This window comes from Halomonas sp. ND22Bw, assembly GCF_003011945.1.
Classification (GTDB): Bacteria; Pseudomonadota; Gammaproteobacteria; order Pseudomonadales; family Halomonadaceae; genus Halomonas; species Halomonas halophila.
In genome coordinates, this window is record NZ_PXWD01000008.1 from 150,401 (window position 1) to 173,912 (window position 23,512).

Sequence of the window (23,512 nt, forward strand, 5' to 3'; positions counted from 1 at the left end):
GACGGCCATGCTGGCGGTATGGGTAGAACAGCTGCTGGGGTTCGCCTCGGGCGCCCTCAAGGCGATTCGCGAAGACGAGCGTTATCCGACGCTGATGGCCTGGGCGCGCGAGGAAGGTCCCAAGCTCACCGGGGACCCGGCCATGGCCCAGGCGCTGGCTCCGGAGCTGTGGTCGCAGACCCCGCTGGCGCGGCTGGACTTCGAGTGCGAGGCGCTGGCCCGCCCGGGGCGCAACGAGCCCTGCTGGTGCGACTCAGGGCGCAAGACCAAGCGCTGCTGCGGCGCCGTCAGCCTGCCGGGCGAGGTGCCCGATCACCTGATGTGGATGCTGTCGCTGCGCGAGTGGAAGGGCGATACCCTCAAGGCCGCGCTGGCCAGCGGCAAGGCGCCTGCCCAGGCGCTGCTCGAGGCCGGGCTGATCGCCGCCGAATCCGGCCAGCGCGGTCGCGCCCAGCAGATCCTCGAATCGCTGTTCGAGACCGCCGACTGGTCGCGCCTGCCGGAGCAGGCCGAGCCGGCCTTCGAGATCCTGGTCGATCTCTATCAGGAGCGAGGTTTCCATCGCAAGCGCGAGGCGCTGCTCGATGCGGTGCTCGATCGCGGCCCGCTGTTCCTGCGCGGCGTGGCGCTTGAGCGGCTGTGCCTGATGCATCTGGACAACGACGACCTGGACAGCGCCCGGGCCGCCTTCGTGCGGGCCCAGCAGGCGTTGCCGGACTCGCCGACCCTGGCCTACATCGAGGCCATGCTGCTGCTGCACGAAGGGCACGAGGAAGAGGCCCGGGAACGTTCGAGCTTCTGGTTCCGCCGCCTGTCCCGCCAGGGTGAGCTTGACCCCGACCAGCTGCAGTTCCTTTCCGACCTGGCCGACAATCCCGGCGCCACCCTGGCCGAGCAGCTGCTCAACGCCGAGGAGGACCTGGCCGAGCCGCTGGTGGCGCTGCAGGCGTTGCTCGAGTCGCTGGACGGGGCGCCTCGGCTTGACCTGCGCGTCGAGGAGGGCCAGCTGGCCTATCACCGCAGTGCCCGGGAAGACACCCTCTATGCCGCCTTCCGCGCGGTGTTCCCCGCCGAGGTCGAGAACGAGGCGCCGCTGGGCTTCGACGACGATCCCTGGCAGGCCGCCGGCGAGTGGCTGCCGGCGCTGTGCGCCCACCCCGAGTGGCTCGATTCGCCGGCGGTGGTGCAGTCGCTGGCGCTGGCGATGACGAGCCGCTTCGGCAGCCTGCCGTGGATGGCGCCGAGCCTCTTCGAGCCGCTGTCCGCGCGCCTGGAGGACTGGCTGGAGCAGGCGAGAGAGGCGAGAGAGGCGAGCCAGCAGTCCGCCGGCGAGGCGGCACTGGGCTGGGACGCCGCCGACAACGCGGTGCTGTTGCGCACCGGCCTGGCGCTGGTGGTGGGCATGGAACGCGGTGCACGGCAGCGCTCCCGGCGCCTGGCCGAGCGGCTGCTCGAGCTGGACGACCGTGACAGCCTGGGGCTGCGCGAACTGGTGCTCGACCAGCTGCTGCGCGAGGGTCGCGATACCGAGGCCCTCGCGCTCAGCGAGTCGGCGCTGGCCAAGCCGTCCGAGGACGAGGCGGTGCTGGGGCTGCTGATGGGGCGCGTGCTGGCATTGTACCGCCTGGATCGCGTCGACGAGGCCATCGAGGCCCTGGATGTCGCGCAGCGCCACAACGGGCACGCCCTGGCGCTGCTTTGCGCCGAGAACCCGCGTCCGCCCAGCCCGTCGGGCGACGGCACCGCGGCACCCGGCTCGCGGGCCGAGGCCTGGCAGTACCGCACCCTGATGCGCGACCAGTGGCGGGCCACCCCGGGGGCGCTGGAGTGGCTCGCCGGTCGGCTGGACTGAGCGGGCGCAATCGGCCTCAGGCCGTCGTCGGCGCCGGCGCCAGACGACGGTCTCGGCTGACCCAGACCGCCAGCGCGATGGCCGGCAGACCCAGTACCGAGGCCGCCAGGAAGAAGTCCGCATAGCCGTGGGCTTCGACCACCAGGCCGCCGAAGCCGCTCAGGAACTTGCCGGGCAGGGTCATCAGCGAGGAGAACAGTGCGTACTGGGTGGCGGTGTAGGCGCGTGAGGTCAGCCCCGAGAGGAAGGCGATGAATACCGCGCTGGCCAGCCCGTTGGAGAGGTTGTCGCCGACGATGGTGACCACCAGCATCGGCAGGCTGTCGCCGGCCAGCGAGAGGGCCACGAACAGCAGGTTGGTCAGGGCGGTGGCGGTGGCGCCGAGGATCAGGATCGGCCCCACGCCGTAGCGTGCCACCAGCAGGCCGCCCAGCAGACCGCCGCCGATGCTCATGGCGATGCCGAACACGTTGGTCACGTTGGCGATGGCCTCCAGGCTGAAGCCCAGGTCGATGTAGAGCGGATTGGCCATGGACGCCATGGCCAGGTCGCTGATCCGGAACACCGCCACGAAGGCCAGTAGCCATAGCGCCTTGAGCCCGTGCCGGCCGAAGAAGTCGGTGAACGGGCAGACTACCGCGCCGATCACCCAGGCGCCCAGGCGGCGCAGCCAGGCCGGTCGGCCGCGGCTGGCACGCAGGAAGGCCCGTACCCGTGGCTCGTGGATCAGCTGGGTGGCGAGCGCCTGGCGTTCGGGCTCCGGGCGCACCAGCACCGTCAGCATGCCCACTGCCATCAGCGCCGCCATCGCCAGGTAGGCGACGTGCCAGGACACCAGCGAGGCCAGGTAGAGCGCTCCCGCCCCGGCGGCGATCAGCCCGCCGCGATAGCCGATGATATAGGTCGAGGCCATGGCCGCCTGCAGATCCTCCGGCGCCGACTCGATGCGAAAGGCGTCGATGGAAATGTCCTGGGTCGCCGAGCCGAAGGCCACCAGCAGCGCGAACAGCGCCACCAGCGGCAGCTGGTTCGGCGGATCGAGACTCGACAGCCCCGCCAGTCCTGCGGCGATCATCGCCTGGGCCAGCAGCATCCAGCCGCGGCGCTGGCCGAGCCAGCGGGTCAGGCCGGGCAGCGCCAGGCGGTCGACCACCGGCGCCCAGAAGAACTTGATCGAGTAGAGGATGCCGATCCAGGCGAAGAAGCCGATCGCCGCCACCTCGACGCCGTCGCTGCGCAGCCAGGCCGAGAGAGTGGAGAACACCAGCAGGAAGGGCAGGCCCGCCGAGAAGCCCAGGAACAGCATTGTCAGTACCGGGGCGCGCAGATAGACCGACAGGGCGCTGCGCCAGCTGCGGTGCGCGGTGGGGGTCGGCATGGCGGGGCTCTCCTTGCGATGGGTCAGGTCACGCGCCGGGCCATCGATGCTAAGATGTCGCCCTCGACGGGGCCCGGTGACGCCGGCGGCGCGCGCCGCCGATTGTTGCAGAGCCCCGGCGCCGACACCAGCCAGAGACGATCGACGACATGCGAGATGACGACCTTTCTCTCGAGGGCGCCGAGGACGCGGTGCCGCGCTGGTATGCGATCCAGTGCAAGGGCGGCGAGTCCTTCCGGGCCGCCGAGCATCTGGGCAACCAGGGCTACGAGGTCTTCCATCCTGTTCTAGAAGTGCAGAAGAAGCGCCGAGGCAAGCTCGAATGGGTGAGCGAGCCGCTCTTCCCCTATTACCTGTTCATCCGCCTCGACCGGCTGGTCAGCAACTGGCGACCGATCCGCTCGACGCGGGGCGTGCTCAAGCTCGTGACCTTCGGCGGCGAGATGCCGGTGGCGGTCGGTGACGGGCTGATCGAGGCCCTGCGCCGCCAGGCCAGCCAGGATGACGACGACGTCGCTCACGTCTATTTCCGCGCCGGCGAGACGGTGGAGATCACCGAGGGGCCGTTCAAGGACCTCCAGGCGGTCTTCGCCAGTCACAAGGGCGAGGAGCGCGCCATCGTGCTGCTCAACATGCTGCATCAGCAGCAGCGCCTGGAAATGCCCGTCTCCCGGCTGCGCCGCCGCGACTGATACGATTCTCCTTTCATTTCCCCGTACCGGAGGTCCCATGACCATCGCCCCCCAGCGGGTCGTGATCCTGCACTACGTGCTGAGCGACGAGGACGGCCAGATCCTCGACGATTCCCGTGCCCGTCAGAAACCGCTCGAATACCTGCACGGCCACGATAACCTGATGGCCGGGCTGGAGCGCGCCCTGGCCGGCAGCGAGGCCGGCGCCGAGATCGAGGTGACCCTGGCCCCCGACGAGGCCTACGGTCGGCGCGACGAGGCGCTGGTGCGCGAGGTCGGCCGCGATGCCTTCCCGGTGCCCGACCTTGCCCCGGGCATGCGCTTCCAGACCCGTGGCGACGACGGCCCGGAGATCGTCACCGTGCTCGAGGTGCGCGACGACGGCGTGCGGATCGATACCAATCATCCGCTGGCCGGACGCACCCTGCACTATCGGCTTGAGGTACTGGAGGTGCGCGAGGCCACTCGTGCCGAGCTGGCCAAGGGCCATCCGCTGCCGCCAGGCACCACGCCGGACCAGGTGGAAGACAAGAAGGTGATCTGAGCGTTTGACCCGAGAGCGCCGGCCGCGTCCTCATCGGCGTGGCCGCGTGTTCCCCTCTTTCTCTCCCGCCCTGTCTTTCTCTCCCGCCCTGTCTTCCTTCCTCCCGTCCTCCCTTCTTGCTGCCCTTCAGCGCGATGCGGCACCGTTTCCGGGGCCGATGATCTTTCCTCGGGTACGTCGTGCGGTCGTGGAACTGACCTGGATCAAGCCCGTGCGGCCGGCAGGTGCGCACCGGGCGGCGCACTTGACGCAGATCAGCGTATCGCCCGTGTCGGGTCGCTAGAGTGGAGTCATCACATCGCGACGGGAGGCAAGCACCATGTACTGGGATGATGCCGTGATCTTCGGGCTTGCCACCGTCGGCATGATGATCGCCTTCATGGGCGGCTGGATTGCCTTCGTCATCCGCGACCACCATCGTCGCAACAAGAAGCGCTGATCCACCGTTCCACCGTCGTCAGGGGAGGGGGGATTCCCCCCACTAGGCCGACCCTTCGGGGCCGGCTTTTTTTTGTGCGTCGTCCGGGGAGAGGCTTGCTCAACGGTCGGCGGTCAGGCGTTCCGGCAGGCCGGGCGCCGCGGGCGTCCAGCGTCGGGCCAGGGCGCGCATCACTCGCTCGGGATACCAGGTCCTGCCCAGGCTGCCGTTGTAGCGGGCCAGGGCGCGGGTGAGATCGCCGTCCTCCACCGCCAGGTAGTGGGCCAGTATCGTGCAGCCGTAGCGCAGGTTGCGGATGGGGTCCTTGAGGTCGTCGGCGGGCAGCCCGAGCTCCCGGATCCAGAACGGCATGATCTGCATCAGCCCCACGGCGCCGGCCGAGGATACCGCCTCGGCGCGGAAGGCGCTCTCGACCTGAATGACCGACAGCACCAGCGAAGGCGGGAGGCCGGCCAGGCTCGCCTCCTGATGGATGCGGGCCAGCAGCGTCTGGCGACGATCGGCATCGGGCACGTAGCGCGCCAGGCGCGGTGCCATGTCGTTGATCCACTGGCGGGCCGCCCACACCTCGGCGGGCGAGCGCGGCGTCTGCCGGGCGCCGTCCAGGGTCGGGCGCAGCGTGGCGGGGGGCGGCGGCAGGGCCTGAACCACCGGCGCCCGGTCCAGGACCGGGCGCGCGGAGAGGGCATCGAGGAAGTCGCTGCCCGTCGGGCCCTCGAGCGGCTGGGCGGCGAGCGGCGTCGCCAGCAGCAGGGAGGCGGCCGCCGCCAGGGCGGCCGTCAGACGCCGCTTACCGGGCGTCGATCTTCTCGCGCAGGAAGGCGAGGATGTCCCCGGCGGGGACCATGGTGGCGTCGCTGTCACGGCGTCCCTTGTACTCCAGTTCACCCTTGTCCAGCCCGCGGTCGCCGACCACCAGGCGATGGGGAATGCCCATCAGTTCCTGGTCGGCGAAACGCACGCCGGGGCGCAGGTCGCGATCGTCGAGCAGCACGTCGAAGCCGGCGGCGCTGAGCTCCTGATAGAGACGCTCGCTTTCCTCGCGCACGCGCTGCGACTTGTGAGCGTTCATCGGCACCACGGTGACGTGGAAGGGCGCGATGGCGTCCGGCCAGATGATGCCGCCGTCGTCATGGTTCTGCTCGATGGCGGCGGCCACGACCCGGCTTACCCCGATACCGTAACAGCCCATCCAGGGGTGCGCGGCCTTGCCGTTGGCGTCCAGTACGGTGGCATTCATCGCTTCGCTGTACTTCTGGCCCAGCTGGAAGACGTGCCCGACCTCGATGCCGCGCTTGATCGACAGCGTGCCCTGGCCGTCCGGGGAAGGATCGCCCTCGACCACGTTGCGCAGGTCGGCGACCTTGGGCAGCGGCAGGTCGCGCTCCCAGTTGATGCCGAAGTAGTGCTTGCCGTCGACGTTGGCGCCGGCGCCGAAGTCGCTCATCATCGCCACGCTGCGGTCGATGACGACCGGCATGTCGAGGTTCACCGGGCCCAGCGAGCCGGGGCCGGCGCCGGCCGCCGCGCGGATCTCTTCCTCGGTGCCCATGGTCAGCGGGCTCGCCACCTCGGGCAGGTTCTCGGCCTTGACCTCGTTGAGCTCGTGGTCGCCGCGCACCAGCAGCGCGATCAGGCCGCCCTCGGTGGCGTGCACCATCAGCGTCTTGATGGTCTTCTCGATCGGCAGGCCGTGCTGCTCGACCAGCGCGGCGATGGTCTTGGCATCCGGCGTGTCGACCAGGCGCAGCTCCTCGCTCGGGGCGGCGCGCTCGCCTTGGGGCGCCAGCGCTTCGGCCTTCTCCATGTTGGCGGCGTAGTCGGACTCGGTGGAGAACACGATGTCGTCCTCGCCGGAGTCGGCCAGCACGTGGAACTCGTGGGAGCCGGTGCCGCCGATGGAGCCGTTGTCGGCGATCACCGGGCGGAAGTCGAGCCCCAGGCGGGTGAAGATGCGCACGTAGGTGTCGTACATCACCTGATAGGTGTCCATCAGCGAGGCTTCGTCGATGTGGAAGGAGTAGGCGTCCTTCATCACGAACTCGCGGGAGCGCATCACGCCGAAGCGCGGGCGGATCTCGTCGCGGAACTTGGTCTGGATCTGATAGAAGTTCGACGGCAGCTGCTTGTAGCTGGCGATCTCGCGGCGCACCAGGTCGGTGATCACTTCCTCGTGGGTCGGCCCGACGCAGTAGTCGCGCTCGTGGCGGTCCTTGAGGCGCAGCAGCTCGGGCCCGTACTGGTCCCAACGGCCGGATTCCTGCCACAGCTCGGCGGGCTGCACGGCCGGCATCAGCACTTCCTGGCCACCGGCGCGATCCATCTCCTCGCGGACGATGCGCTCGACCTTGCGCAGGGTGCGAAGGCCCAGCGGCAGCCAGGTGTAGAGCCCCGAGGTCAGGCGGCGGATCATCCCCGCGCGCAGCATCAGCTGATGGCTGACCACTTCGGCGTCGGCGGGCGTTTCCTTGAGGGTGGAGATCAACAGTTGCGTGGCGCGCATGGGTCGCGGATATCCTCGAAAGCGTCATATAGAGGGGGGGGCCGACCGGATATGAGCGGCCCGAATTGAACGGCATTGTACGACCAAGCGCGAGTGGCGGCAAAAGCGACGCGAGGCGCCGGCGCGGCTACGCCTTTGGTCGAAGGCGGGCGGACATGTGTAGCTGGCAATCTATTAGCGTGAAATGATTAAGCTAGGCCGCCGGTCGCTTCCGACGGTTCCTTCCCCACCGACGAGGAGATTGCAGGCGTGTACGACGACGATCGCATCCGGCAGCGCTGCCGCTGGCCGCAATGGCATGACAGGCTCCGTTCGGCCGAACAGGCCGCGGCGCTGATCGAGGATGGCATGACGGTCGGGATGAGCGGTTTCACCCGGGCCGGCGAAGCCAAGGCGGTGCCGCTGGCGCTGGCCGAGCGGGCCGCCCGCGATCCGCTGTCGATCACCCTGATGACCGGGGCGTCGCTCGGCAACGACCTGGACCGCCTGCTCACCGAGGCCAACGTGCTGGCGCGGCGCATGCCGTTCCAGGTGGATACCACCCTGCGCCGGGCGATCAACGACGGGCGGGTGATGTTCATGGACCAGCATCTGTCCGAGACCGTCGAGCTGTTGCGCAACCACCAGCTCGCCGATCTGGACGTGGCGGTGGTCGAGGCCTGCGCGATCACCGAGGACGGCGGCATCGTGCCGACCACCTCGGTGGGCAATTCGGCCAGCTACGCGCTGCTGGCCGACAGGGTGATCGTCGAGCTCAACCTGGCCGCGCCCGCCGAGCTCGAGGGCATGCACGACATCTTCGTGCCGGCCATGCGCCCGACGCGTCCGCCGATCCCGGTGGTGGCGCCGGACTCGCGCATCGGCACCACCGCCATTCCCGTCGACCCGTCACGCATCGCCGCCATCGTGGTCACCGAGGGCCAGGACAGCCCCTCCACCGTGCTGCCGCCGGATGCCGATACCGCGCGCATCGCCGAGCACCTGATCGGCTTCTTCGCCGACGAGGTCGAGGCGGGGCGCCTGACGCCGTCGCTGCTGCCATTGCAGGCCGGCATCGGCAGCATGGCCAACGCGGTGATGTGCGGCCTGGCCGAGGGGCCCTTCGAGCACCTGAGCATGTACTCCGAGGTGCTCCAGGACTCCACCTTCGACCTGCTCGACGCCGGCAAGCTCGATTTCGCCTCCGGCTGCTCGATCACCCTCTCCGAGGCCTGCGGCGAGCGCGTCTGGCCGCGCCTGGCCGAGTACCGCGACCGCCTGGTGCTGCGGCCCCAGGAGCTCTCCAACCATCCGGGCATCGTGCGCCGGCTCGGGGTGATCGCCGTCAACACCGCGCTGGAGGCCGACATCTACGGCAACGTCAACTCCACCCACGTGAACGGCTCGAAGATGATGAACGGCATCGGCGGCTCCGGCGACTTCGCCCGCAACGCCCAGCTGTCGGTGTTCGTCACCAAGTCGGTGGCCAAGGGCGGGGACCTGTCGAGCTTCGTGCCCTTCGCCAGCCACGTCGACCACACCGAGCATGACGTCGATATCCTGGTCTCCGAGCACGGCCTGGCCGACCTGAGGGGGCTGGCGCCGCGGGAGCGCGCCGAGGTGATCATCGAGCGCTGCGCCGATCCGCGCTATCGCCCGGCGCTGCGCGACTACTTCGCCAGGGCCTGCGAGCGCGGCGGGCACACGCCGCACTGCCTGGAATCGGCGCTGTCCTGGCATCTGGCCGCCCAGCGTGACGGCCACATGCGCTCGCTGATCGAGCAGGTCGAGCCGCGCTCGGCCTGACGCCGCGCGCGAATCCCTCCTCCGGGTGGCCGCGGCTGGATGCCATCCACCGGATCTTTCCGGAGCACCGGCTGCGTTCCTCCAAGGTCGCCGCCTTCGTCGACGACCTGATGGCGCGGCGCGAGCGGCTGTCGCCGCGCCTGGAGGCGGGCGGATGAAACGCTAGGCCAAAGACTCACGGGCGACGCCCGTGGCCAGGCAGGCGTCCTGCAGGGACCAGTCGGCGTGGTTGTTGACCTGGCCGTGGTCGCGCAGGGCGCGGATCGCGGCCAGATCGAGGCGGGCCAGCTGCCAGCCCGGCGTGGCGTCCCGGGCCTGGGTCAGCACGCCGTCGGGCGGGAAGCCGTGGTCGCAGGGCGTGTAGACGCCGGCCCGGCCGATGTTGATGTCCACCGCCGGTGACCACAGCGCCTCGCCCACCGTGGGCGAGTGCACGATCGCCACCTGCTGCTCGATGGCGCGGGCCTGGGCGCTGAGCCGCACGCGCTGGAAGCCGGCCTCGGTGTCGGTGCAGCTCGGTACCAGCAGCAGCTCGGCGCCGGCGTCCACCAGCGCCCGGGCCAGCAGCGGGAACTCGCTGTCGTAGCAGATCAGCACGCCCAGCCGCCCGGCCGGGGTGTCGAAGACCCTGAGGCCGTGGCCGGCTTCCACGCCCCATTCGTCGTTCTCGAAGCGCGTCATCACCTGCTTGTCCTGATGGCCCAGATCGCCGTCCGGGCCGCACAGCCAGGCGCGATTGACGAAGCGACCGTCATCCAGCCGCCAGGGCAGGGAGGGAGCGAGCAGGGTCACGCCATGCGCGCGGGCAAGCTCACGCCAGGTCTCGACGAAGGCCACGCGCCAGGGCTGCAGGCCGTGCAGTTGGGCCGCCAGGTCGCCCTGCTGGGCCTCTGGCAGCAGCGAGGCCAGCTCCATGGCGCCGTACTCGGGGAACACCAGCAGCTCGGCGCCGCGGCTGGCGGCATCCTGCACCCAGCGTGCGGCCTTGGCCTGGAAGTCGGCGAAGTCGGCGAACGCCTCGATGGGATACTGGGCGGTCGCCACGGTCACCGTCGGGCGGTGGTTCTCGCTCATGAGTCCAGGGCCTTGAGCCAGAAGATCATCGGCTTGGCGGTCTCCTCGTCGGCATCGATGTCCTTCCAGCTGAAGGTGGTCGAGAGCGACGGCGTGCGGCGATAGCCCCAGGCGTTCCAGAAGTCGTGCAGCGGCCGGTAGTCGTCCGGCTTGAGCGGATGGTCGATCGGGCGTTCCACGGCGCAGAAGGCCGCATGGCCGAAGCCCTCGCTTTCGGCGTGGCTCTCGCGGGCCTCCATGAAGGCCTTGCCGATGCCGCGGCCGCGGTATTCGGGCAGCAGCACCGACTCGCCGTAGTAGAAGACGCCTTCGGGGCGGTAGCCGGCGGCCTCGAAGGGCGCGCGGAAGTCATCGACCTCGTCGTCCAGCGGCTGGCCGGTAGCCGCGCCGACCAGGGTGTCGCCATCGAAGGCCAGCACGAAGAAGCTTTCCGGGTTGGCGGCGTAGCGCTCGAGGTAGCTGGCCTCGTAGGCCTCGTCGCCGTCGTAGAGATAGGGGAAGTCACGGAAGACCCGGATGCGCAGCTGGGCCAGGGCTGGCAGGTGCGGGGTGATGTCGCGTCCCCGGCAGATGGATAGGGTCGGGTTCGCCATGGGCTTGCTCCAGGGAGGAAAATTGTTATTGGGTCGCGGCACCCTAGCAGATGCGCCCGGGCTGACGCAGTGCGGCGGCGACGCCAGCGGTGCCGAGCGCGACATGGCTCAGGTGACGTTGCTCGCGGCGCGCCAGCGACCGATGGTCAGGGCGACCAGGCCGGCCACGAGGCCCCAGAAGGCCGAACCGATGCCGCCCGGCGCGATGCCCGAAGCGGTGACCAGGAAGGTGAGCAGGGCGGCGTCTCGCTGGGTGGCATCGCCCAGGGCGTCGGCCAGCGACGCGCCGAGGGTCGGCAGCAGTGCCAGGCCGGCGATGGCGACCACCAGCTCGCCGGGCAGCGCGGCGAACAGCGAGCTCACGGTGGCGCCGAACAGCCCCAGCAGCAGGTAGAAGCCGCCCGCCGCGACCCCGGCGGCGTAGCGTCGCTGCGGGTCGCGATGGGCCTCCGGGCCCTGGCAGACCGCGGCGCTGATTGCCGCCAGGTTGAGCGCGAAGCCGCCGAAGGGCGCCAGCGCCAGGCCGGCGAGCCCGGTGCCGCCGACCAGCGGCGAGATCGGCGGCTGGTAGCCGGCGGCGCGCAGGGCGGCCACGCCGGGCAGGTTCTGGGAGGCCATGGTGACCACGAACAATGGGATGCCGACGCCGATCAGCGTGCCGAGATCGAAGCTCGGCGCCGTATACGCCGGCACCGCCAGCGCCGGGGTGATGGCGCCCAGATCCAGCAGGCCCTGGGCCTGGGCCACCAGGCCGCCCACGGCCAGCACCAGCGGGATGGCATAGCGCGGCCACAGCCGCTTGGTCACCAGATAGGTCAGCCCCATCGCCAGCGGCAGCACCAGCCGGTGCTCCACGGTCATCACCAGATCGAGCCCGAAGCGCAGCAGCACGCCGGCCAGCATGGCCGAGGCCAGTGCCCGCGGCAGGCGGTGCATCAGCCGCTCGAACAGCCCGGTCACGCCGCACAGGGTGATCAGCAGCGACGAGAACAGGAAGGCCCCGATCGCCTCGCTCATGGGCAGCCCCGGCAGGCTGGTGGCGAGCAGCGCCGCGCCCGGGGTCGACCAGGCGGTGAGCAGCGGCATGCGATAGCGCAGCGAGAAGACCAGGGTGGTGACGCCGGAGCCGATGCCCAGCGCCCACAGCCAGGAGCCGATCTCGGCCTGGCTGGCGCCGGCCGCCTCGGCGGCCTGAACGATGATCGCCGCCGAGCTGGAATAGCCGATCAGCACGGCGATGAAGCCGGCGGTGAGGGTCGACAGGCTGCTGTCGCGCCACAGCGAGGAACGCTCGGCGGTGGTGGGGCTCGGCGTCGGCCGGCTTGGCGTGGACATGACAGGGGCTCCGGAAGCGTGTGCGCTATAACGTACGATGGCGCCACCCTAGCACCGTGCGCTATAGCGCACAAATGGGCAGGCACGCCGCGGCGGCCGCGCTACAATGGCGCCTTCCATCTATTCGAACGAGCTATCAGAACGATCTATCAAGAACTGTCGGAACGCGACCGGGAGAGGCCGATGCAGGAGATCTCGCAGCATATTGCCGAGCGGCTCAGGACGCTGCGCCGCGCCGAGGCCTGGAGCCTCGATCGCACCGCCCGGGAGACCGGGGTCAGCAAGGCCATGCTGGGCCAGATCGAGCGCGGCGAATCGAGTCCCACGGTGGCAACGCTGTGGAAGATCGCCAGCGGCTTCCGCGTGCCGTTCTCGGGCCTGTTCGAGCCCGAGGCCGTCGCCCCGGATGCTGGCGTGGCCGGTGCCGCTCATCAGGCCGCGCCGGCCTCCGAGGGCGATGCCGTCGGGATGTCGGCGGTGCCGCTGTTCGCCTTTGACCCCGTGCTCGGCTTCGAGCTGCTGGTGGGGACCCTGGCCGCGGGCGCGGTCAGCGAGTCGGCGCCCCATGCCCCGGGCGTGGTCGAACATCTGGTGGTGGTCGAGGGCGAACTGGAGGTGCGGGTGGACGGCGTCTGGCGGCGTCTGACGGCGGGCGAGGGGCTGCGCTTCGCCGCCGACCGGCCCCACGCCTATCGCAACCCCGGGTCGGGGCCGGTGCGCTTCCACGATGTCATCCACTACCCCCGCGGCGCTGGCGTCACCCCGGGTGTCACCGCTGACAGGGAACCCGGCGAGGCGAGCGCGGGATCGGACAGCGCCTCGGGGCGGTAGCGGGCGAGCAGCGCCCACAGCCGAACGGCAGTGTCGGCGTCCGGCCGACCGCGATGGTCGGCGGGCCGATAGCGCATCTGGAAGGCTCGCAGTGCGCCCCGGGTCGCGCGATCGAACTCGCCGCTCGGTGTGACCGCATAGCCCCAGGCCGCCAGCGCCCGCTGCAGGGTGGCGAGCGGCGGCGGGCCCGCGGCGAAGAGGCGACGGTAGCGGGCCAGGTCGGCTTCCAGCGGCCAGGTGCCGATGCCGGCCGCGTACAGGCGCCGCCAGGGAAAGGCCGGCCCCGGATCGATCTTGCGCGTGGGCGCGATCTCGGCGTGGCCGAGCAAGTTGGTGGGGGCGATGTCGTGGCGCGCGATCAGGTCCCTGAGCAGGGCGATCAGCGCCGTGATCTGGTCGTCGGGGAAGGGCGCCCAGGCTACCGTGGGGGCGGTCTCGATGGGCGTGCGATCCGGCCCGGCGTTGACCAGCTCGATGCCCAGCGAGCTGTCGTTGAGGTGGCTGCGGCCCGCCCAGGCGCTGGCGCCGGCGTGCCAGGCGCGGCGCGACTCGTCGACCAGGCGATAGATCCGGGGCGCGCCGAGATCCCGGCCGGACTGGCGCGGCACCAAGTAGTGGGCGCTGACGCGGGGCCCGGTGAGAATCTCCAGTGAGGTCGCCTCGTCCTCGTCGGTGTAGTGCAGCACCAGAAAGCGCACCCGGCTGGAGTGGGCGCGGGACGAATGGCTGTCATCGATCGTCACGCCGGTGGGTTCGACGGGGCGTTGGCCACCGGCGCAGCCGCTCAGCAGCAGGACGAGCAACAGGCAGGGCAGTGTCCCGAATCGCATGGCTCAGGCCGTCCAGGGCAGCTGCCGCACCGCCAGCCCCAGCGCCAGGGTGGCGGTGACGCTGAGCAGGGTGCCCAGCAGCACGTACTCGGTAAGCTTGCGGTCGCGGCGGGCGCGCAGATCGCCGAAGCGCAGCACCGACTTGGCGGTGAGCAGAAAGCCCACCGCGGTCAGTTCGTCGAGCACCACCAGGGTCAGCACCAGCAGCCGTTCGAGCATGCCGATGCGAGCCCCGGCGGCGACCAGGGTGCCGGGGTCGGTGACCTCCTCGCTCCAGGGGCGCATGGCCAGCGCGATGGCGATGGCCATGGGGCGGGTGACCAGCAGATAGGCGAGACCGTGCGCCATCACCTCGGGGCGGGCCAGCCAGTCGGCCGCCGCGGCGAGCGGTGCCAGGCTGCCCAGCGAGGCCAGCCAGACGCCGACCAGCACGGCCAGGTGCAGCGCCTGATCGAGCAGGAACCAGCACAGCCGCCGCGGGTCCAGGTGCGCCTTGCCCAGGTCGATCAGCGCGTGGCTGGCGGCGATGGTCACCGACCAGGCCGCGGCGGCGAGCGGATCGATGCCGGCGACGACCAGCACCGCCAGGGCCAGCAGCCCGTGCACTCCGGCATGCAGGTAGAGCACGCCGGCACGGGCCTTGTCGCGCTGGCGCGCCTCGACCCAGCGCCGAGGCTGGAGCAGGAAGTCGCCCACCAGGTGAGCGATGATCAGGGCGAACAGCGTCGTCAGGGCCATGGCGGTCATGGCGTCGCCTCCTCGTCGGCGAGCGATGCGCGGAAATGCGTCAGGGTGTCGGCCAGCAGGGGCCAGCGGGCGGCGCGCAGGCGCTTGTGGACGCTGGGCTGGCGAATGCCCAGCCGCTCGGCCAGTGCCTGCTGGGTGAGGTCCTCGGTCAGTCGCAGGCCGACCGCCTCGGCGGCGCGGGGCGACCAGTCGGCCAGCATGGCGTCGAGATGGCGTACCAGCAGTGCCTCGCAGGAGCCCTCATCGACGTCGGTATGCCGCAGGGCGAGGTGCGCCTCCGACGCATCCAGCGCGTCCAGTGCCTGGCCGGAGGCGACGAAGACCGGGCCGTCGGCGGAGGCCAGCGCCTGGCCGGGCCGCCAGTCGTCGTGCCCCACCGCGACGGCGAGCCGGGCGTCCCAGCGGTGTCCGGTCTCGGAGTGCGCGATCAGGGCGGCGCGCAGCGCCACGGCCGCCTCCAGTGCTGCCTCGGCCCGGGCGATGGCGAGCTGGAAGCCGTCGCCGCGATAGCGCTGATAGTCGCCCTCGTGGCGCTCGGCGAGGTCCGTCAGGGTCGTCTCGAGCACCTGATGAAGGCGCTGGCCCTCCTCGAGGCGGCGCGAGTCGATGATGTCGCCGGTGATGACGGCGAGGCGTGTGGCCATGGGGGCTCCCGAGGACGGCGGTCATGCCTCAGGATAGATTCTCGAGGCTATTTTTCAATGTAATAGCCTCATAAGGCTATATTTAGGCGCCTCACGCCTCACGCCTCACGCCTCACGCCTCACGCCTCACGCCTCACGCCTCGCCCGAGCCCGGCGAGCGATAGGCCTCGACCAGCGTGGCCGGATCCGCCTCGCCGTGCCCGCGGGCGGCATGACCGCGCATCAGCTGGGCGGCCAGCGCCCCGGTCAGCCGTGCGAAGTCTCAACGAGGCGTCCACTGTTGATGGGCAGGTCCAGATGGGGAGTGCCTGAATCAGGACGTGAATAGCGCCCGGCCTGGAACGGCCGGGCAGGCGGGATCAGGCTGCCTTGTTGCGACGGCGCTGGCGATACTGGTCGGCGACCACGGCGGCCACGATGATGGCGCCCTTGACGATGTCCTGGTAGTAGGCATCGACGCCAAGGAAGGTGAAGCCTGAAAGCATGACGCCGAGGATCAGGGCGCCGATCACTGTGCCGGTGACGCGGCCGTAGCCGCCGGCCAGGCTGGTGCCGCCGATGACGGCTGCAGCGATAGCGTCGAGTTCGTACATCAGGCCCATGCCGGCTTGGCCGGTTCCTGCGCGTGCCGAGGCCACGACGCCGGCCAGGCCGGCCAGCAAGCCGCCGATGGCGTAGACCAGCACCAGGTGGCGCCGCACGTTGATGCCGGACACCCGGGCCGCCTGGGGGTTGGCGCCGATGGCGTAGGTATACTTGCCGTAGCGGGTGTATTTGAGGGCGATGTGGAAGATCACGGCGACCGCGAGAAAGATGATCACCGGATTGGCGCCGGAGCCGATCCAGGTGAACTGCTCGGTCAACATGCTGACCGGCTGGCCGTCGGTATAGGCCCGGGCCAGGCCGCGGGCGCTGACCATCATTCCGAGGGTGGCGATGAAGGGCGGAATCACCGCGAACGAGATCAGGGCGCCGTTGACCAGGCCACACAGGGCGCCGACCAGCATCCCGGCGACGAGCGGGACGATCCAGGGCATGTCGGTCAGGGCCGGGTAAACGGCACGCACGTACTCCGACTGTTGCGCCAGGCTGGCCGTGACCATGGCCGTCAGGGCCAGTACTGACCCGGACGACAGGTCGATGCCGCCGGTGATGATGATCTGGGTCACCCCGATAGCGATGATACCGATGATCGACATCTGCAGGATCATGATCAGCAGTCGCTGCGGGTTCATCAGGAATGAATCCCCGCGCACGATCCAGCCGATGATCTCGAAGAGCACGGCGATACCGACGAGTACCAGCAGGATGCTGACCTCGGTCGGGACCTTGCGCTTACGTTTCTTGACCACCTCAAGCGGTTGAGAGGTGTCCGGCATGTCGTTTGCGTTAGCCATGATGTTCACTCGTTGTTGTTGATCTCGATGTGTATCAGGCGCTCTCGGCCGGTGGCGTCACCGGCGAGGAAGCGAGTTCCATGATGTTGACCTGGTCGGCGTCGCCGCGGTCGAGGAAGCCGGTGGTCCGGCCTTCGTGCATCACCATGATGCGGTCGCTCATGCCGATGACCTCGGGCAGCTCGGACGAGATCATGATCACCGCGACCCCTTGGCCGGCGAGCTTGCTGATCAGCTTGTGGATCTCGGCCTTGGCGCCTACGTCGATGCCGCGGGTCGGTTCGTCGAGGATCAGGATGCGCGGATTGGTCATCAGCCAGCGGCCGATCAGCACCTTCTGCTGGTTACCGCCGGAGAGGTTGCCGATGCGCTCGTCGAGGCTGGGGGTCTTGACCCTCAGCAGCTCCTTCATTGCGCTGCACTCTTGTTCGAGGCGACCCTGTTCGACGAAGGCGCTTCGGGTGTAGCCATCGCGCAGCACGGCCATTTCCATGTTTTCGATCACCGACAGCCCCAGAAACAGGCCGGTCTCCTTACGGTCCTCGGTGAGCAGGGCGAGGCCCCGCAGCATGGCCTGGTGGGGAGAAGAGATCACCGTCTCCTGGCCGTCGATGGCGATGCTGCCGCCGGTGGCCGGCGTCACGCCGAAAAGCGTCTCGGCCACGTTGGTACGGCCCGAGCCGACCAGGCCGGCGATGCCGAGAATCTCGCCGGCGCGCACATCGAAACTGATGTCCTCGAAGATGCCCTCCAGCGCCAGGTTCCTGACCGAGAGCACCACGTCGCGGATCGGGACCTCCTCCTTGGGGAACATCTGGGTGACCTCGCGTCCCACCATCAGCTTGATGATCTCGTCGGAGGTCAGATCGCTGGCCGGAGCGGCATGGATGAACTGGCCGTCTCGGAACACCGAGATGTCGTCGGCGATCTCGAAAACCTCGTCCATCTTGTGGGTGATGTAGATGATGCCCTTACCCTGGGCCTTGAGGTCGGCGATGATGCGGAACAGGTGCTCCACTTCGCGGTCGGTCAGTGCCGAAGTGGGTTCGTCCATGATCAGCACGTCGGATTCATAGGAGACCGCCTTGGCGATCTCGATCATCTGACGGCCGGCCACGCTGAGGTGGCGCACCTCGGTCTCCGGGTCCATATCGATGCCCAGGCGCTCGAACAGCTCCTCGGTCATCCGGTTCATCCGGCGATGATCGACCAGCCCCAGCACATTGATCGGCTCGCGGCGGATCCAGATGTTCTCGGCAATGGTCATGAAGGGCATCAGGTTGAGCTCCTGATGGATCATGGCGATGCCGGCCTCGAGGGCATCCAGCGGCCCGTTCAGGCTCAGGGGCTTGCCATGCAGGCGGACCTCGCCCCGGTCGGGGATGTAGATGCCGGCAATGATCTTCATCAAGGTCGACTTGCCGGCCCCGTTCTCGCCCATCAGGGCGTGTACGGTGCCTGGCCGGATCCTGAGCTGGACGTTATCCAGGGCGACGACGCCGGGGAAGGTCTTGCGGGCGTCGACGACCTCCAGCAGGTAGCGATCGGCGCCGCCGTGGGGGTCTTGTCGTGTGTTCATCGTTGCCATGTCGCACGCTCCGACGATGTTCGCGTTGCCCCGCCCGGTGGGACGGGGCTGGCGGCATCAGTTGAGGAAGTCGTCGAGGTTCTCGGGAGTGACCAGCTGGAAGGGGACCATGTTGATGTCGTCCACGGGCTCGCCGTTGACCATGTCGATGGCGGCCTGAACGGCGCCGCCGCCTTGGCCTTCCGCGTCCTGGAAGACGGTGACGGCCAGCTCGCCCCGCTGCATGGATTCGAGCGCATCGCGGGTGGCATCGATGCCGCCGACCAGGATCTCGTCGGGTGAGATCCCGGACTGTTTCATGGCGATCAGCGCGCCCAGGGCCATCTCGTCGTTGTTGGCGGCGACGGCGTCGATCTGCTCGCCGCCGACGATCCAGTTGTTCATCAGATTGATGGCATCGGTGCGCTGATAGTCGGCGGGCTGCTCGGCAACGATGTCGAGATCGGGATACTCCGCGGCGACCTCCTTGACCCCGTCCCAGCGCTTGTGGGTGGCCCCGGACGATAGCTCGCCGAGCATCACGGCCACGTTGCCCTTGCCGTCAAGCCGCTCGGCGATGGCCTCCATCTGCAGCGTGCCCGAGAGTTTCTGATCCGAGCCGACGAAGACGACGTTGTCGTTGTCCAGGTCGTTGCCTTCTGGCTGGCGGTTCACGTAGACCAGCGGGATGCCATGGTCGACGGCGGTCTTGGTCATCATCTGGGTGGCGGCGGTATCCACCGGGTTGATGATGATGGCATCGACGTCCTGCGCGGCCAGTGTCTGGATCTGACTCAGCTGGCGGCCGATGTCGCCCTGGGCGTCCAGGAACTGGATGTCGTGGCCCTGTGCTTCCGCCCCGGCCTGCATGGCGTTGCGCATGGTGGTGAGGAAGTTGTCGTCGAACCAGGCCACCGACGCGCCGATGGTGGCGGCCATGGCAGAAGAGCTGCAGGCAGCGAATAGGGCGGTACCAAGGAATAGGCGTTTCATGGAGGGTCTCCCGAATATTGTTCGTTATGCTCGCGGCTGGCATGCCGTTAGGAGTGAGGAATCCCGTAGAATCCTATTTGGAATCTAGATTCCAAAATCAATAAATGCAAAAGAAATATTCTATACTTTGGTATTAATGGAATTTTTGTTTCTTTTTTGGGTGGAGCCGAGTGCTGGCCGATACGGGGGCTGGACACAAAAAACCCCGCCGAGGCGGGGAAAACGTCAATTCGGAGAAATTGACGCGGAGAGAAGCCAGTAAAGAGTTGAGTTACTGATGGGCAATCCAATCGTGAGCAGGATCGTTCTGGAACTTCCACTTGCGTTTAGGGCCGGCCATCACGTTGAGATAATAGAGCTCGTAGCCGTGGGGGGCTCCGACCGGATGGTAGCCGCGCGGTACCATCACGCAGCAGCCGTTCTCGACTGCCATGGTCTCGTCCAGGCTGCGGTCATCGGTGTAGACCCGCTGGAAGGCGAAGCCCTGGGAGGGGTTGAGGCGGTGGTAGTAGGTCTCCTCGAGGATCGACTCTTCGGGCAGATTGTCCACGTCGTGCTTGTGCGGGGGGTAGCTGGACCAGTTGCCCGGGGGGGTGTAGACCTCCACCACCAGCAGGCCGTCGGCCGGCTCGGTCTCCGGCAGGATGTCCTGGATGTGGCGGGTATTGGTGCCGCTGCCGCGAGTGCTCTGCTGGATCTGGTCGGGGGCGATCAGCCGGGGCGCGTGGTTGCCGTGCCCCGGGGCACTGCAGACCGCGAGTTCCATGTCGGTGGTCGCCTCGACCTCGAAGCCGACGCCATCGGGCAGGTATACCGCATAGGGTGGCACCTTCTCGAAGATGTCCATGCGCTCGCCGATATCTTCCCAGCGATGCTCGCCGCAGCTCACGGTGGCGCGACCGGTGAGAAGCACCAGGCAGTGTTCCCGGTTGCCAGTGTTGGCCTCCAGGCGCTGGCCTTTGGTCAGCTGGTGGATGCGGAAGCCGACGTGCTCCCAGCCGGCGGATTCCGGCGTGATGTCGAGTACCGTGCCCTGATCATCGGGCGCGTGAGGGCGTACCAGCAGTGAAGTCATGGGGCGCTCCTGTCGAGTTCAGTGAGTGTCATCCAGCGGTGTATTGCCTGCCTGCTGCGCAGGGGCGCCGTCGTCGTGTTCCAGGACGACGGCGAATCGGATCTTGGATTACTGGGACCGCGCGGGTGCTGCCGGCGGTACGGGGCGTTGGCCGGGTCAGGCCTGTGCCTCGTCGCCATCACGGCCGGAACGGTCGCGGGCCTTGTCCTGGCGCATTCCCAACGCGATGGCCAGGGTTTGGGTCAGGCAAAGCGAGGCCGTCAATCCGCGGAAGCTCTTGACCTCTGCCTCGTGTACCACCAGTGAGACATCGGCGATGCGAGCCAGCGGGCTGAGGCTCGAGTCGGTGATCACCACCAGCGGGATACCGCGTTTTCGGGCCTCGTCTGCCACCTCGCGGGATTCGGGAGCATAGGGCGAGAAACTGACCACCATCAGGGCGTCCTGAGGCTCGATGTTGCGCACCTGCTCGCCGTACATGCCACCCAGGCCATTGACCAGGTAGGTGCTTTTTTCGATGTGATGCAGGGCGTAGGTCATGTAGCTCGCGACCACGAAGCTGCGTCTCGCCCCCATTACGTGAATGGCACGCGCCTGCTCGAAGATGTCCAGAGCTCGCTCCAGGTGCCGGGGGTCAATGTTGCCCGGTAGCTGATCGAGCACCTCACGGTTGGCCTCGGCAAACTCCCACAGCAGCTGGGTGCTGTCCGGTGTCTCGCCGGTGGCTGAGCGCACGGCGCGAATGCGCTCGCTGTAATTGGGTAGCTCGTCCACCAGTCGCGAGCGAAACAGCTGCTGCATTTCGGAGAAGCCCGAGAAGCCGAAATGGTTGGCGAAACGGATCAGCGTCGACGGCGTGACACTCGCCCTCTCGGCCAGCTTGGCTACGGTGGCAAAGGCCACCTCCTGGGGATGATCGAGCAGGAAGCGTGCCGTTTGCTGGAGGCGACGGCTCAGCGCCGGATAGTCCGACGTGATGCGCTCTTCCAGTGTGGTGAAGTCCTGAGGGGGCTGGCTCATGGTTGCGCCTCGCTGGTGGGGCCTGATGCGCTCATTTCATCGTGATGCCCAGTATAGCGCAGAGGGAATAAAAATTCCATTTCTACGTTAGTATAGAATGGATGGCGGAGCAATTTTTCCGTTTTTTCATCTGATATGAGCGGAGTGGAATGCTGCTTTGGTCGTAATTTACGCGGGTTGCGACACCACGGTGAACAGTTTAACTCTTTGATATTCATATATTTATTGTTTTCCTGTCGAGGCTTTGCTTTAAGGATGGAATGTTCTGTTTGTTGATGGCATGGAATATGTGTTCTAGCCTTCCGGCAAATGCGCCATCCCGTCCACCGGGCGTTGCCCGAACGGCGCGATGGCCGGTCAACAATGACGTCATCACTGGAGCCCGTCATGGCAAAGCAAGCCCTGAAGTTTTCGCTGAATCACATGGTGTGCCCCCGCTGGACACCCGCGCAACTGATCGAGGTCGCCGCCGAGATGGGCGTCGGTGCCGTGGAGCTGCGCAACGACGTTGGCGAGAACAGCCTGGTTGATGGAGAGCAGGCGCGTGCCGTTGGCGAACGCGCCCGGGCGCTGGGCGTCGAGATCCTGAGCCTCAATGCCCTCTATCCGTTCAACGACTGGAGCGACGAGCGAGCCGCTCAGGCTGACAAGCTGGCTCAGCTGGTTGCGGCTTGCGGTGGACGTGGCCTGGTACTGTGCCCGCTGGTCGATGGCGACTACCGTGGCTCGGAGGCCGACATGGCGGCCGCACTCAGGCAGGCACTTACCGCGCTGGACAGCATCCTCGGCCAGTATGGTCTCAGGGGCTTCGTCGAGCCGCTGGGGTTCCCGATCTCCACCCTGCGCACCAAGCGTGCGGCGGTGACGGTGATTCGTGAGTTGGGTCTCGAGCAGCGCTTTGGCCTGGTCCACGACACCTTCCATCACCAGGGAGCCGGCGAGACAGAGTTTTTCGCCGACATGACCGGCCTGGTGCATATCTCCGGTGTCGAGGATCCGGCCATCGGCTTCGAGGAGATGCTCGACGGCGATCGCTTCCTGGTCGGCGAGGCGGATCGACTGGACAACGTCGGCCAGCTGCGCCGGCTGCTGGATGAGGGCTACGACGGCTACGTCTCGTTCGAGCCCTTCGCCGAGGCGGTGCATGCCGCGGCAGATCCGGTGGACGATCTGCGCCAGAGCATGGCCTTCGTGCAGGCCGGTCTGCGCTGATCCCCATTTGGAACACTCATTCATCACCCGGAGTTCGTCATGAAGATCGCCCTCGACCCTCATATGCATCGGCACCTGTCGCTGGAGGAAACCTGCCGGCTGACCGCCGAACTCGGCTACGACTACATCGAGCTGTCGCCGCGCCCCGATTTCCTGAACTGGTGGACGCGCCCCCGCGTCTATCCTGAGCGCGTGCGTTCCTTCAAGAAGGCCATGAAGGATCATGGCGTCGCCCTTGCGACCATGCAGCCGATGTACCGCTGGTCCAGTCCCTATAAGGACGAGTGGGAAATGGCCATCGATAACTGGAAGCGGGTCATCGAGATCGCCGTGGAAATGGAATGCGACACGCTGGTGTCAGAGTTCGGCCGCGGCGGCTCTGACGAGCGCTCCTTCGCCGATCGCGAAGGGCGGCATACCCCGGAGGCCTGTGAGAACGCTTTCTGGCGTTCCATGGACGTGTTGGTGCCGCTTCTCGAACGCGAGGGCCTGACCCTGAGCATCGAGCCTCACCCCGAGGACTGGGTTGAGACCATGGAGCCGGCGGTCAATATCATCAAGACGATCGATTCCCCGGCGGTCAAGGCGTCCTACATCGCGCCGCATTCCTTCTACTATGGCGACGATCTGGCCGAGACGATGCGCTCCACACAGGGTGTGCTGGCCCATGCTCGGGTAGCCGACACCTTCAATCACAAGGGCTCTTCGAGGCTTCGGTACATCGTCAATCCGCCGACCTCCAACGCTCGCGTGCACCAGCACCTGGACATCGGTGAGGGTGAAGTTGACTGGGATGTCTTCTTCAAGACCCTGCACGAGATTGGTTTCGACGGTGTGCTGTCGAGCTGCGTGTTTGCCTGGGAAGAGCGCGCCGTGGAGTCCTCGCGCTTTATGCGAGAAGAGATCCAGCGCTACGTCGACAAGTACTGGAAGCAGTGATGCCGAGTGGGCCCGGCATCATCGCCAGGCCCACTGTCCTCTCTACGAACAAGCTCAACACA

The 23,512-nt window shown here is 67.8% G+C and carries 23 protein-coding genes; 8 read left to right on the forward strand and 15 right to left on the reverse strand.

From position 1 onward, the window contains the following. The first annotated feature begins 7 nt into the window (after positions 1-7). Positions 8-1,852, forward strand: coding sequence for an SEC-C domain-containing protein (locus tag CVH10_RS11945; RefSeq protein ID WP_106488794.1), 1,845 nt, complete (start codon positions 8-10; stop codon positions 1,850-1,852). Between the two features lie 16 nt (positions 1,853-1,868). On the opposite strand, the gene CVH10_RS11950 is transcribed toward CVH10_RS11945, so the two are convergent. After that, positions 1,869-3,230, reverse strand: a complete 1,362-nt coding sequence (locus CVH10_RS11950; protein WP_106488795.1) for an MFS transporter — start codon at positions 3,228-3,230, stop codon at positions 1,869-1,871. 149 nt (positions 3,231-3,379) lie between these two features. Here CVH10_RS11950 and rfaH point away from each other — a divergent pair, with 149 nt between their 5' ends. The 3 genes from rfaH to ccoM all read left to right on the forward strand — a co-directional run bounded on the left by rfaH (position 3,380) and on the right by ccoM (position 4,905). Further along, a complete protein-coding gene (rfaH, locus tag CVH10_RS11955; RefSeq protein WP_035596791.1) occupies positions 3,380-3,922 on the forward strand; it encodes a transcription/translation regulatory transformer protein RfaH in 543 nt (180 codons plus the stop codon). Positions 3,923-3,959: 37 nt separating this feature from the next. Beyond that, entirely contained in the window at positions 3,960-4,466 is a 507-nt protein-coding gene (locus CVH10_RS11960) for a peptidylprolyl isomerase (RefSeq protein WP_106488796.1), read from the forward strand. A 319-nt stretch (positions 4,467-4,785) separates the two neighbouring features. Next, a complete protein-coding gene (gene ccoM, locus CVH10_RS27245) occupies positions 4,786-4,905 on the forward strand; it encodes a cytochrome c oxidase subunit CcoM (protein WP_281288357.1) in 120 nt (39 codons plus the stop codon). A 99-nt stretch (positions 4,906-5,004) separates the two neighbouring features. On the opposite strand, the gene CVH10_RS11965 is transcribed toward ccoM, so the two are convergent. Further along, complete coding sequence (locus CVH10_RS11965) at positions 5,005-5,556, reverse strand: lytic transglycosylase domain-containing protein (RefSeq protein WP_106488797.1); 552 nt, start codon at positions 5,554-5,556, stop codon at positions 5,005-5,007. Between the two features lie 139 nt (positions 5,557-5,695). Further along, complete coding sequence (locus CVH10_RS11970; RefSeq protein ID WP_035596800.1) at positions 5,696-7,408, reverse strand: proline--tRNA ligase; 1,713 nt, start codon at positions 7,406-7,408, stop codon at positions 5,696-5,698. 249 nt (positions 7,409-7,657) lie between these two features. Here CVH10_RS11970 and CVH10_RS11975 point away from each other — a divergent pair, with 249 nt between their 5' ends. Further along, positions 7,658-9,193 carry an acetyl-CoA hydrolase/transferase family protein gene (locus CVH10_RS11975; RefSeq protein ID WP_181244396.1) on the forward strand — a complete coding sequence of 512 codons (1,536 nt, stop codon included), beginning with the start codon at positions 7,658-7,660 and terminating at the stop codon, positions 9,191-9,193. A gap of 162 nt (positions 9,194-9,355) precedes the next feature. On the opposite strand, the gene CVH10_RS11980 is transcribed toward CVH10_RS11975, so the two are convergent. From CVH10_RS11980 to CVH10_RS11990, 3 genes are all read right to left on the reverse strand, one after another. Beyond that, positions 9,356-10,267, reverse strand: coding sequence for a carbon-nitrogen hydrolase family protein (locus CVH10_RS11980; protein WP_106488798.1), 912 nt, complete (start codon positions 10,265-10,267; stop codon positions 9,356-9,358). Beyond that, positions 10,264-10,860, reverse strand: coding sequence for a GNAT family N-acetyltransferase (locus CVH10_RS11985; RefSeq protein WP_035596807.1), 597 nt, complete (start codon positions 10,858-10,860; stop codon positions 10,264-10,266). Before CVH10_RS11985 ends, CVH10_RS11980 begins: the two co-directional genes overlap by 4 nt. A gap of 108 nt (positions 10,861-10,968) precedes the next feature. Continuing rightward, on the reverse strand, positions 10,969-12,195 hold the full coding sequence (locus tag CVH10_RS11990) for a benzoate/H(+) symporter BenE family transporter (protein WP_106488799.1): 1,227 nt from the start codon (positions 12,193-12,195) through the stop codon (positions 10,969-10,971). A gap of 183 nt (positions 12,196-12,378) precedes the next feature. On the opposite strand from CVH10_RS11990, the gene CVH10_RS11995 reads away from it, so the two are divergent. Then, a complete protein-coding gene (locus tag CVH10_RS11995; protein WP_035596813.1) occupies positions 12,379-13,026 on the forward strand; it encodes a helix-turn-helix domain-containing protein in 648 nt (215 codons plus the stop codon). Here the strand turns inward: CVH10_RS11995 and CVH10_RS12000 are convergent. The 9 genes from CVH10_RS12000 to CVH10_RS25620 form a co-directional block, all read right to left on the reverse strand. Then, positions 12,933-13,856, reverse strand: a complete 924-nt coding sequence (locus CVH10_RS12000; protein ID WP_181244397.1) for an N-acetylmuramoyl-L-alanine amidase — start codon at positions 13,854-13,856, stop codon at positions 12,933-12,935. The genes CVH10_RS11995 and CVH10_RS12000 overlap by 94 nt on opposite strands. 3 nt (positions 13,857-13,859) lie before the next feature. Then, positions 13,860-14,603 (reverse strand): DUF3307 domain-containing protein, encoded by a 744-nt coding sequence (locus CVH10_RS12005; RefSeq protein ID WP_106488800.1) that lies wholly within the window; start codon positions 14,601-14,603, stop codon positions 13,860-13,862. Then, the gene (locus CVH10_RS12010; protein WP_035596887.1) at positions 14,600-15,247 is read right to left on the reverse strand and encodes a hypothetical protein; all 648 of its coding nucleotides are present in this window, start codon (positions 15,245-15,247) and stop codon (positions 14,600-14,602) included. Before CVH10_RS12010 ends, CVH10_RS12005 begins: the two co-directional genes overlap by 4 nt. 359 nt (positions 15,248-15,606) lie before the next feature. Next, the gene (locus tag CVH10_RS12020) at positions 15,607-16,644 is read right to left on the reverse strand and encodes an ABC transporter permease (protein ID WP_106488801.1); all 1,038 of its coding nucleotides are present in this window, start codon (positions 16,642-16,644) and stop codon (positions 15,607-15,609) included. 34 nt (positions 16,645-16,678) lie between these two features. Continuing rightward, a complete protein-coding gene (locus CVH10_RS12025; protein ID WP_106488802.1) occupies positions 16,679-18,223 on the reverse strand; it encodes a sugar ABC transporter ATP-binding protein in 1,545 nt (514 codons plus the stop codon). A gap of 66 nt (positions 18,224-18,289) precedes the next feature. After that, a complete protein-coding gene (locus CVH10_RS12030; RefSeq protein ID WP_046077730.1) occupies positions 18,290-19,204 on the reverse strand; it encodes a substrate-binding domain-containing protein in 915 nt (304 codons plus the stop codon). Positions 19,205-19,475: 271 nt separating this feature from the next. Continuing rightward, positions 19,476-20,279 carry a 5-deoxy-glucuronate isomerase gene (gene iolB / locus CVH10_RS12035; protein WP_046077731.1) on the reverse strand — a complete coding sequence of 268 codons (804 nt, stop codon included), beginning with the start codon at positions 20,277-20,279 and terminating at the stop codon, positions 19,476-19,478. Positions 20,280-20,435: 156 nt separating this feature from the next. Beyond that, positions 20,436-21,299 (reverse strand): MurR/RpiR family transcriptional regulator, encoded by an 864-nt coding sequence (locus CVH10_RS12040; RefSeq protein ID WP_046077732.1) that lies wholly within the window; start codon positions 21,297-21,299, stop codon positions 20,436-20,438. Continuing rightward, a complete protein-coding gene (locus tag CVH10_RS25620) occupies positions 21,296-21,517 on the reverse strand; it encodes a hypothetical protein (protein WP_181244398.1) in 222 nt (73 codons plus the stop codon). Before CVH10_RS25620 ends, CVH10_RS12040 begins: the two co-directional genes overlap by 4 nt. A 169-nt stretch (positions 21,518-21,686) precedes the next feature. On the opposite strand from CVH10_RS25620, the gene CVH10_RS12045 reads away from it, so the two are divergent. Both CVH10_RS12045 and CVH10_RS12050 read left to right on the forward strand, forming a co-directional pair. Further along, positions 21,687-22,511, forward strand: coding sequence for a TIM barrel protein (locus tag CVH10_RS12045; RefSeq protein WP_106488803.1), 825 nt, complete (start codon positions 21,687-21,689; stop codon positions 22,509-22,511). A gap of 39 nt (positions 22,512-22,550) precedes the next feature. Continuing rightward, positions 22,551-23,450 (forward strand): sugar phosphate isomerase/epimerase family protein, encoded by a 900-nt coding sequence (locus tag CVH10_RS12050; protein WP_046077734.1) that lies wholly within the window; start codon positions 22,551-22,553, stop codon positions 23,448-23,450. Positions 23,451-23,512 lie beyond the last annotated feature (62 nt).

Coding starts and splice junctions, on each gene's coding strand:
- CVH10_RS12025 (WP_106488802.1), bottom strand. CDS start 18,223: ATGAACACACGACAAGACCCCCACGGCGGCGCCGATCGCTACCTGCTG.
- CVH10_RS11970 (WP_035596800.1), bottom strand. CDS start 7,408: ATGCGCGCCACGCAACTGTTGATCTCCACCCTCAAGGAAACGCCCGCC.
- CVH10_RS11985 (WP_035596807.1), bottom strand. CDS start 10,860: ATGGCGAACCCGACCCTATCCATCTGCCGGGGACGCGACATCACCCCG.
- CVH10_RS12040 (WP_046077732.1), bottom strand. CDS start 21,299: ATGAGCCAGCCCCCTCAGGACTTCACCACACTGGAAGAGCGCATCACG.
- CVH10_RS12000 (WP_181244397.1), bottom strand. CDS start 13,856: ATGCGATTCGGGACACTGCCCTGCCTGTTGCTCGTCCTGCTGCTGAGC.
- CVH10_RS12030 (WP_046077730.1), bottom strand. CDS start 19,204: ATGAAACGCCTATTCCTTGGTACCGCCCTATTCGCTGCCTGCAGCTCT.
- rfaH (WP_035596791.1), top strand. CDS start 3,380: ATGCGAGATGACGACCTTTCTCTCGAGGGCGCCGAGGACGCGGTGCCG.
- CVH10_RS11945 (WP_106488794.1), top strand. CDS start 8: ATGCTGGCGGTATGGGTAGAACAGCTGCTGGGGTTCGCCTCGGGCGCC.
- CVH10_RS12045 (WP_106488803.1), top strand. CDS start 21,687: ATGGCAAAGCAAGCCCTGAAGTTTTCGCTGAATCACATGGTGTGCCCC.
- CVH10_RS11995 (WP_035596813.1), top strand. CDS start 12,379: ATGCAGGAGATCTCGCAGCATATTGCCGAGCGGCTCAGGACGCTGCGC.
- CVH10_RS11980 (WP_106488798.1), bottom strand. CDS start 10,267: ATGAGCGAGAACCACCGCCCGACGGTGACCGTGGCGACCGCCCAGTAT.
- CVH10_RS12050 (WP_046077734.1), top strand. CDS start 22,551: ATGAAGATCGCCCTCGACCCTCATATGCATCGGCACCTGTCGCTGGAG.
- CVH10_RS11950 (WP_106488795.1), bottom strand. CDS start 3,230: ATGCCGACCCCCACCGCGCACCGCAGCTGGCGCAGCGCCCTGTCGGTC.
- iolB (WP_046077731.1), bottom strand. CDS start 20,279: ATGACTTCACTGCTGGTACGCCCTCACGCGCCCGATGATCAGGGCACG.
- CVH10_RS25620 (WP_181244398.1), bottom strand. CDS start 21,517: ATGAATATCAAAGAGTTAAACTGTTCACCGTGGTGTCGCAACCCGCGT.
- CVH10_RS12020 (WP_106488801.1), bottom strand. CDS start 16,644: ATGGCTAACGCAAACGACATGCCGGACACCTCTCAACCGCTTGAGGTG.
- CVH10_RS11960 (WP_106488796.1), top strand. CDS start 3,960: ATGACCATCGCCCCCCAGCGGGTCGTGATCCTGCACTACGTGCTGAGC.
- CVH10_RS11990 (WP_106488799.1), bottom strand. CDS start 12,195: ATGTCCACGCCAAGCCGGCCGACGCCGAGCCCCACCACCGCCGAGCGT.
- CVH10_RS12005 (WP_106488800.1), bottom strand. CDS start 14,603: ATGACCGCCATGGCCCTGACGACGCTGTTCGCCCTGATCATCGCTCAC.
- ccoM (WP_281288357.1), top strand. CDS start 4,786: ATGTACTGGGATGATGCCGTGATCTTCGGGCTTGCCACCGTCGGCATG.
- CVH10_RS12010 (WP_035596887.1), bottom strand. CDS start 15,247: ATGGCCACACGCCTCGCCGTCATCACCGGCGACATCATCGACTCGCGC.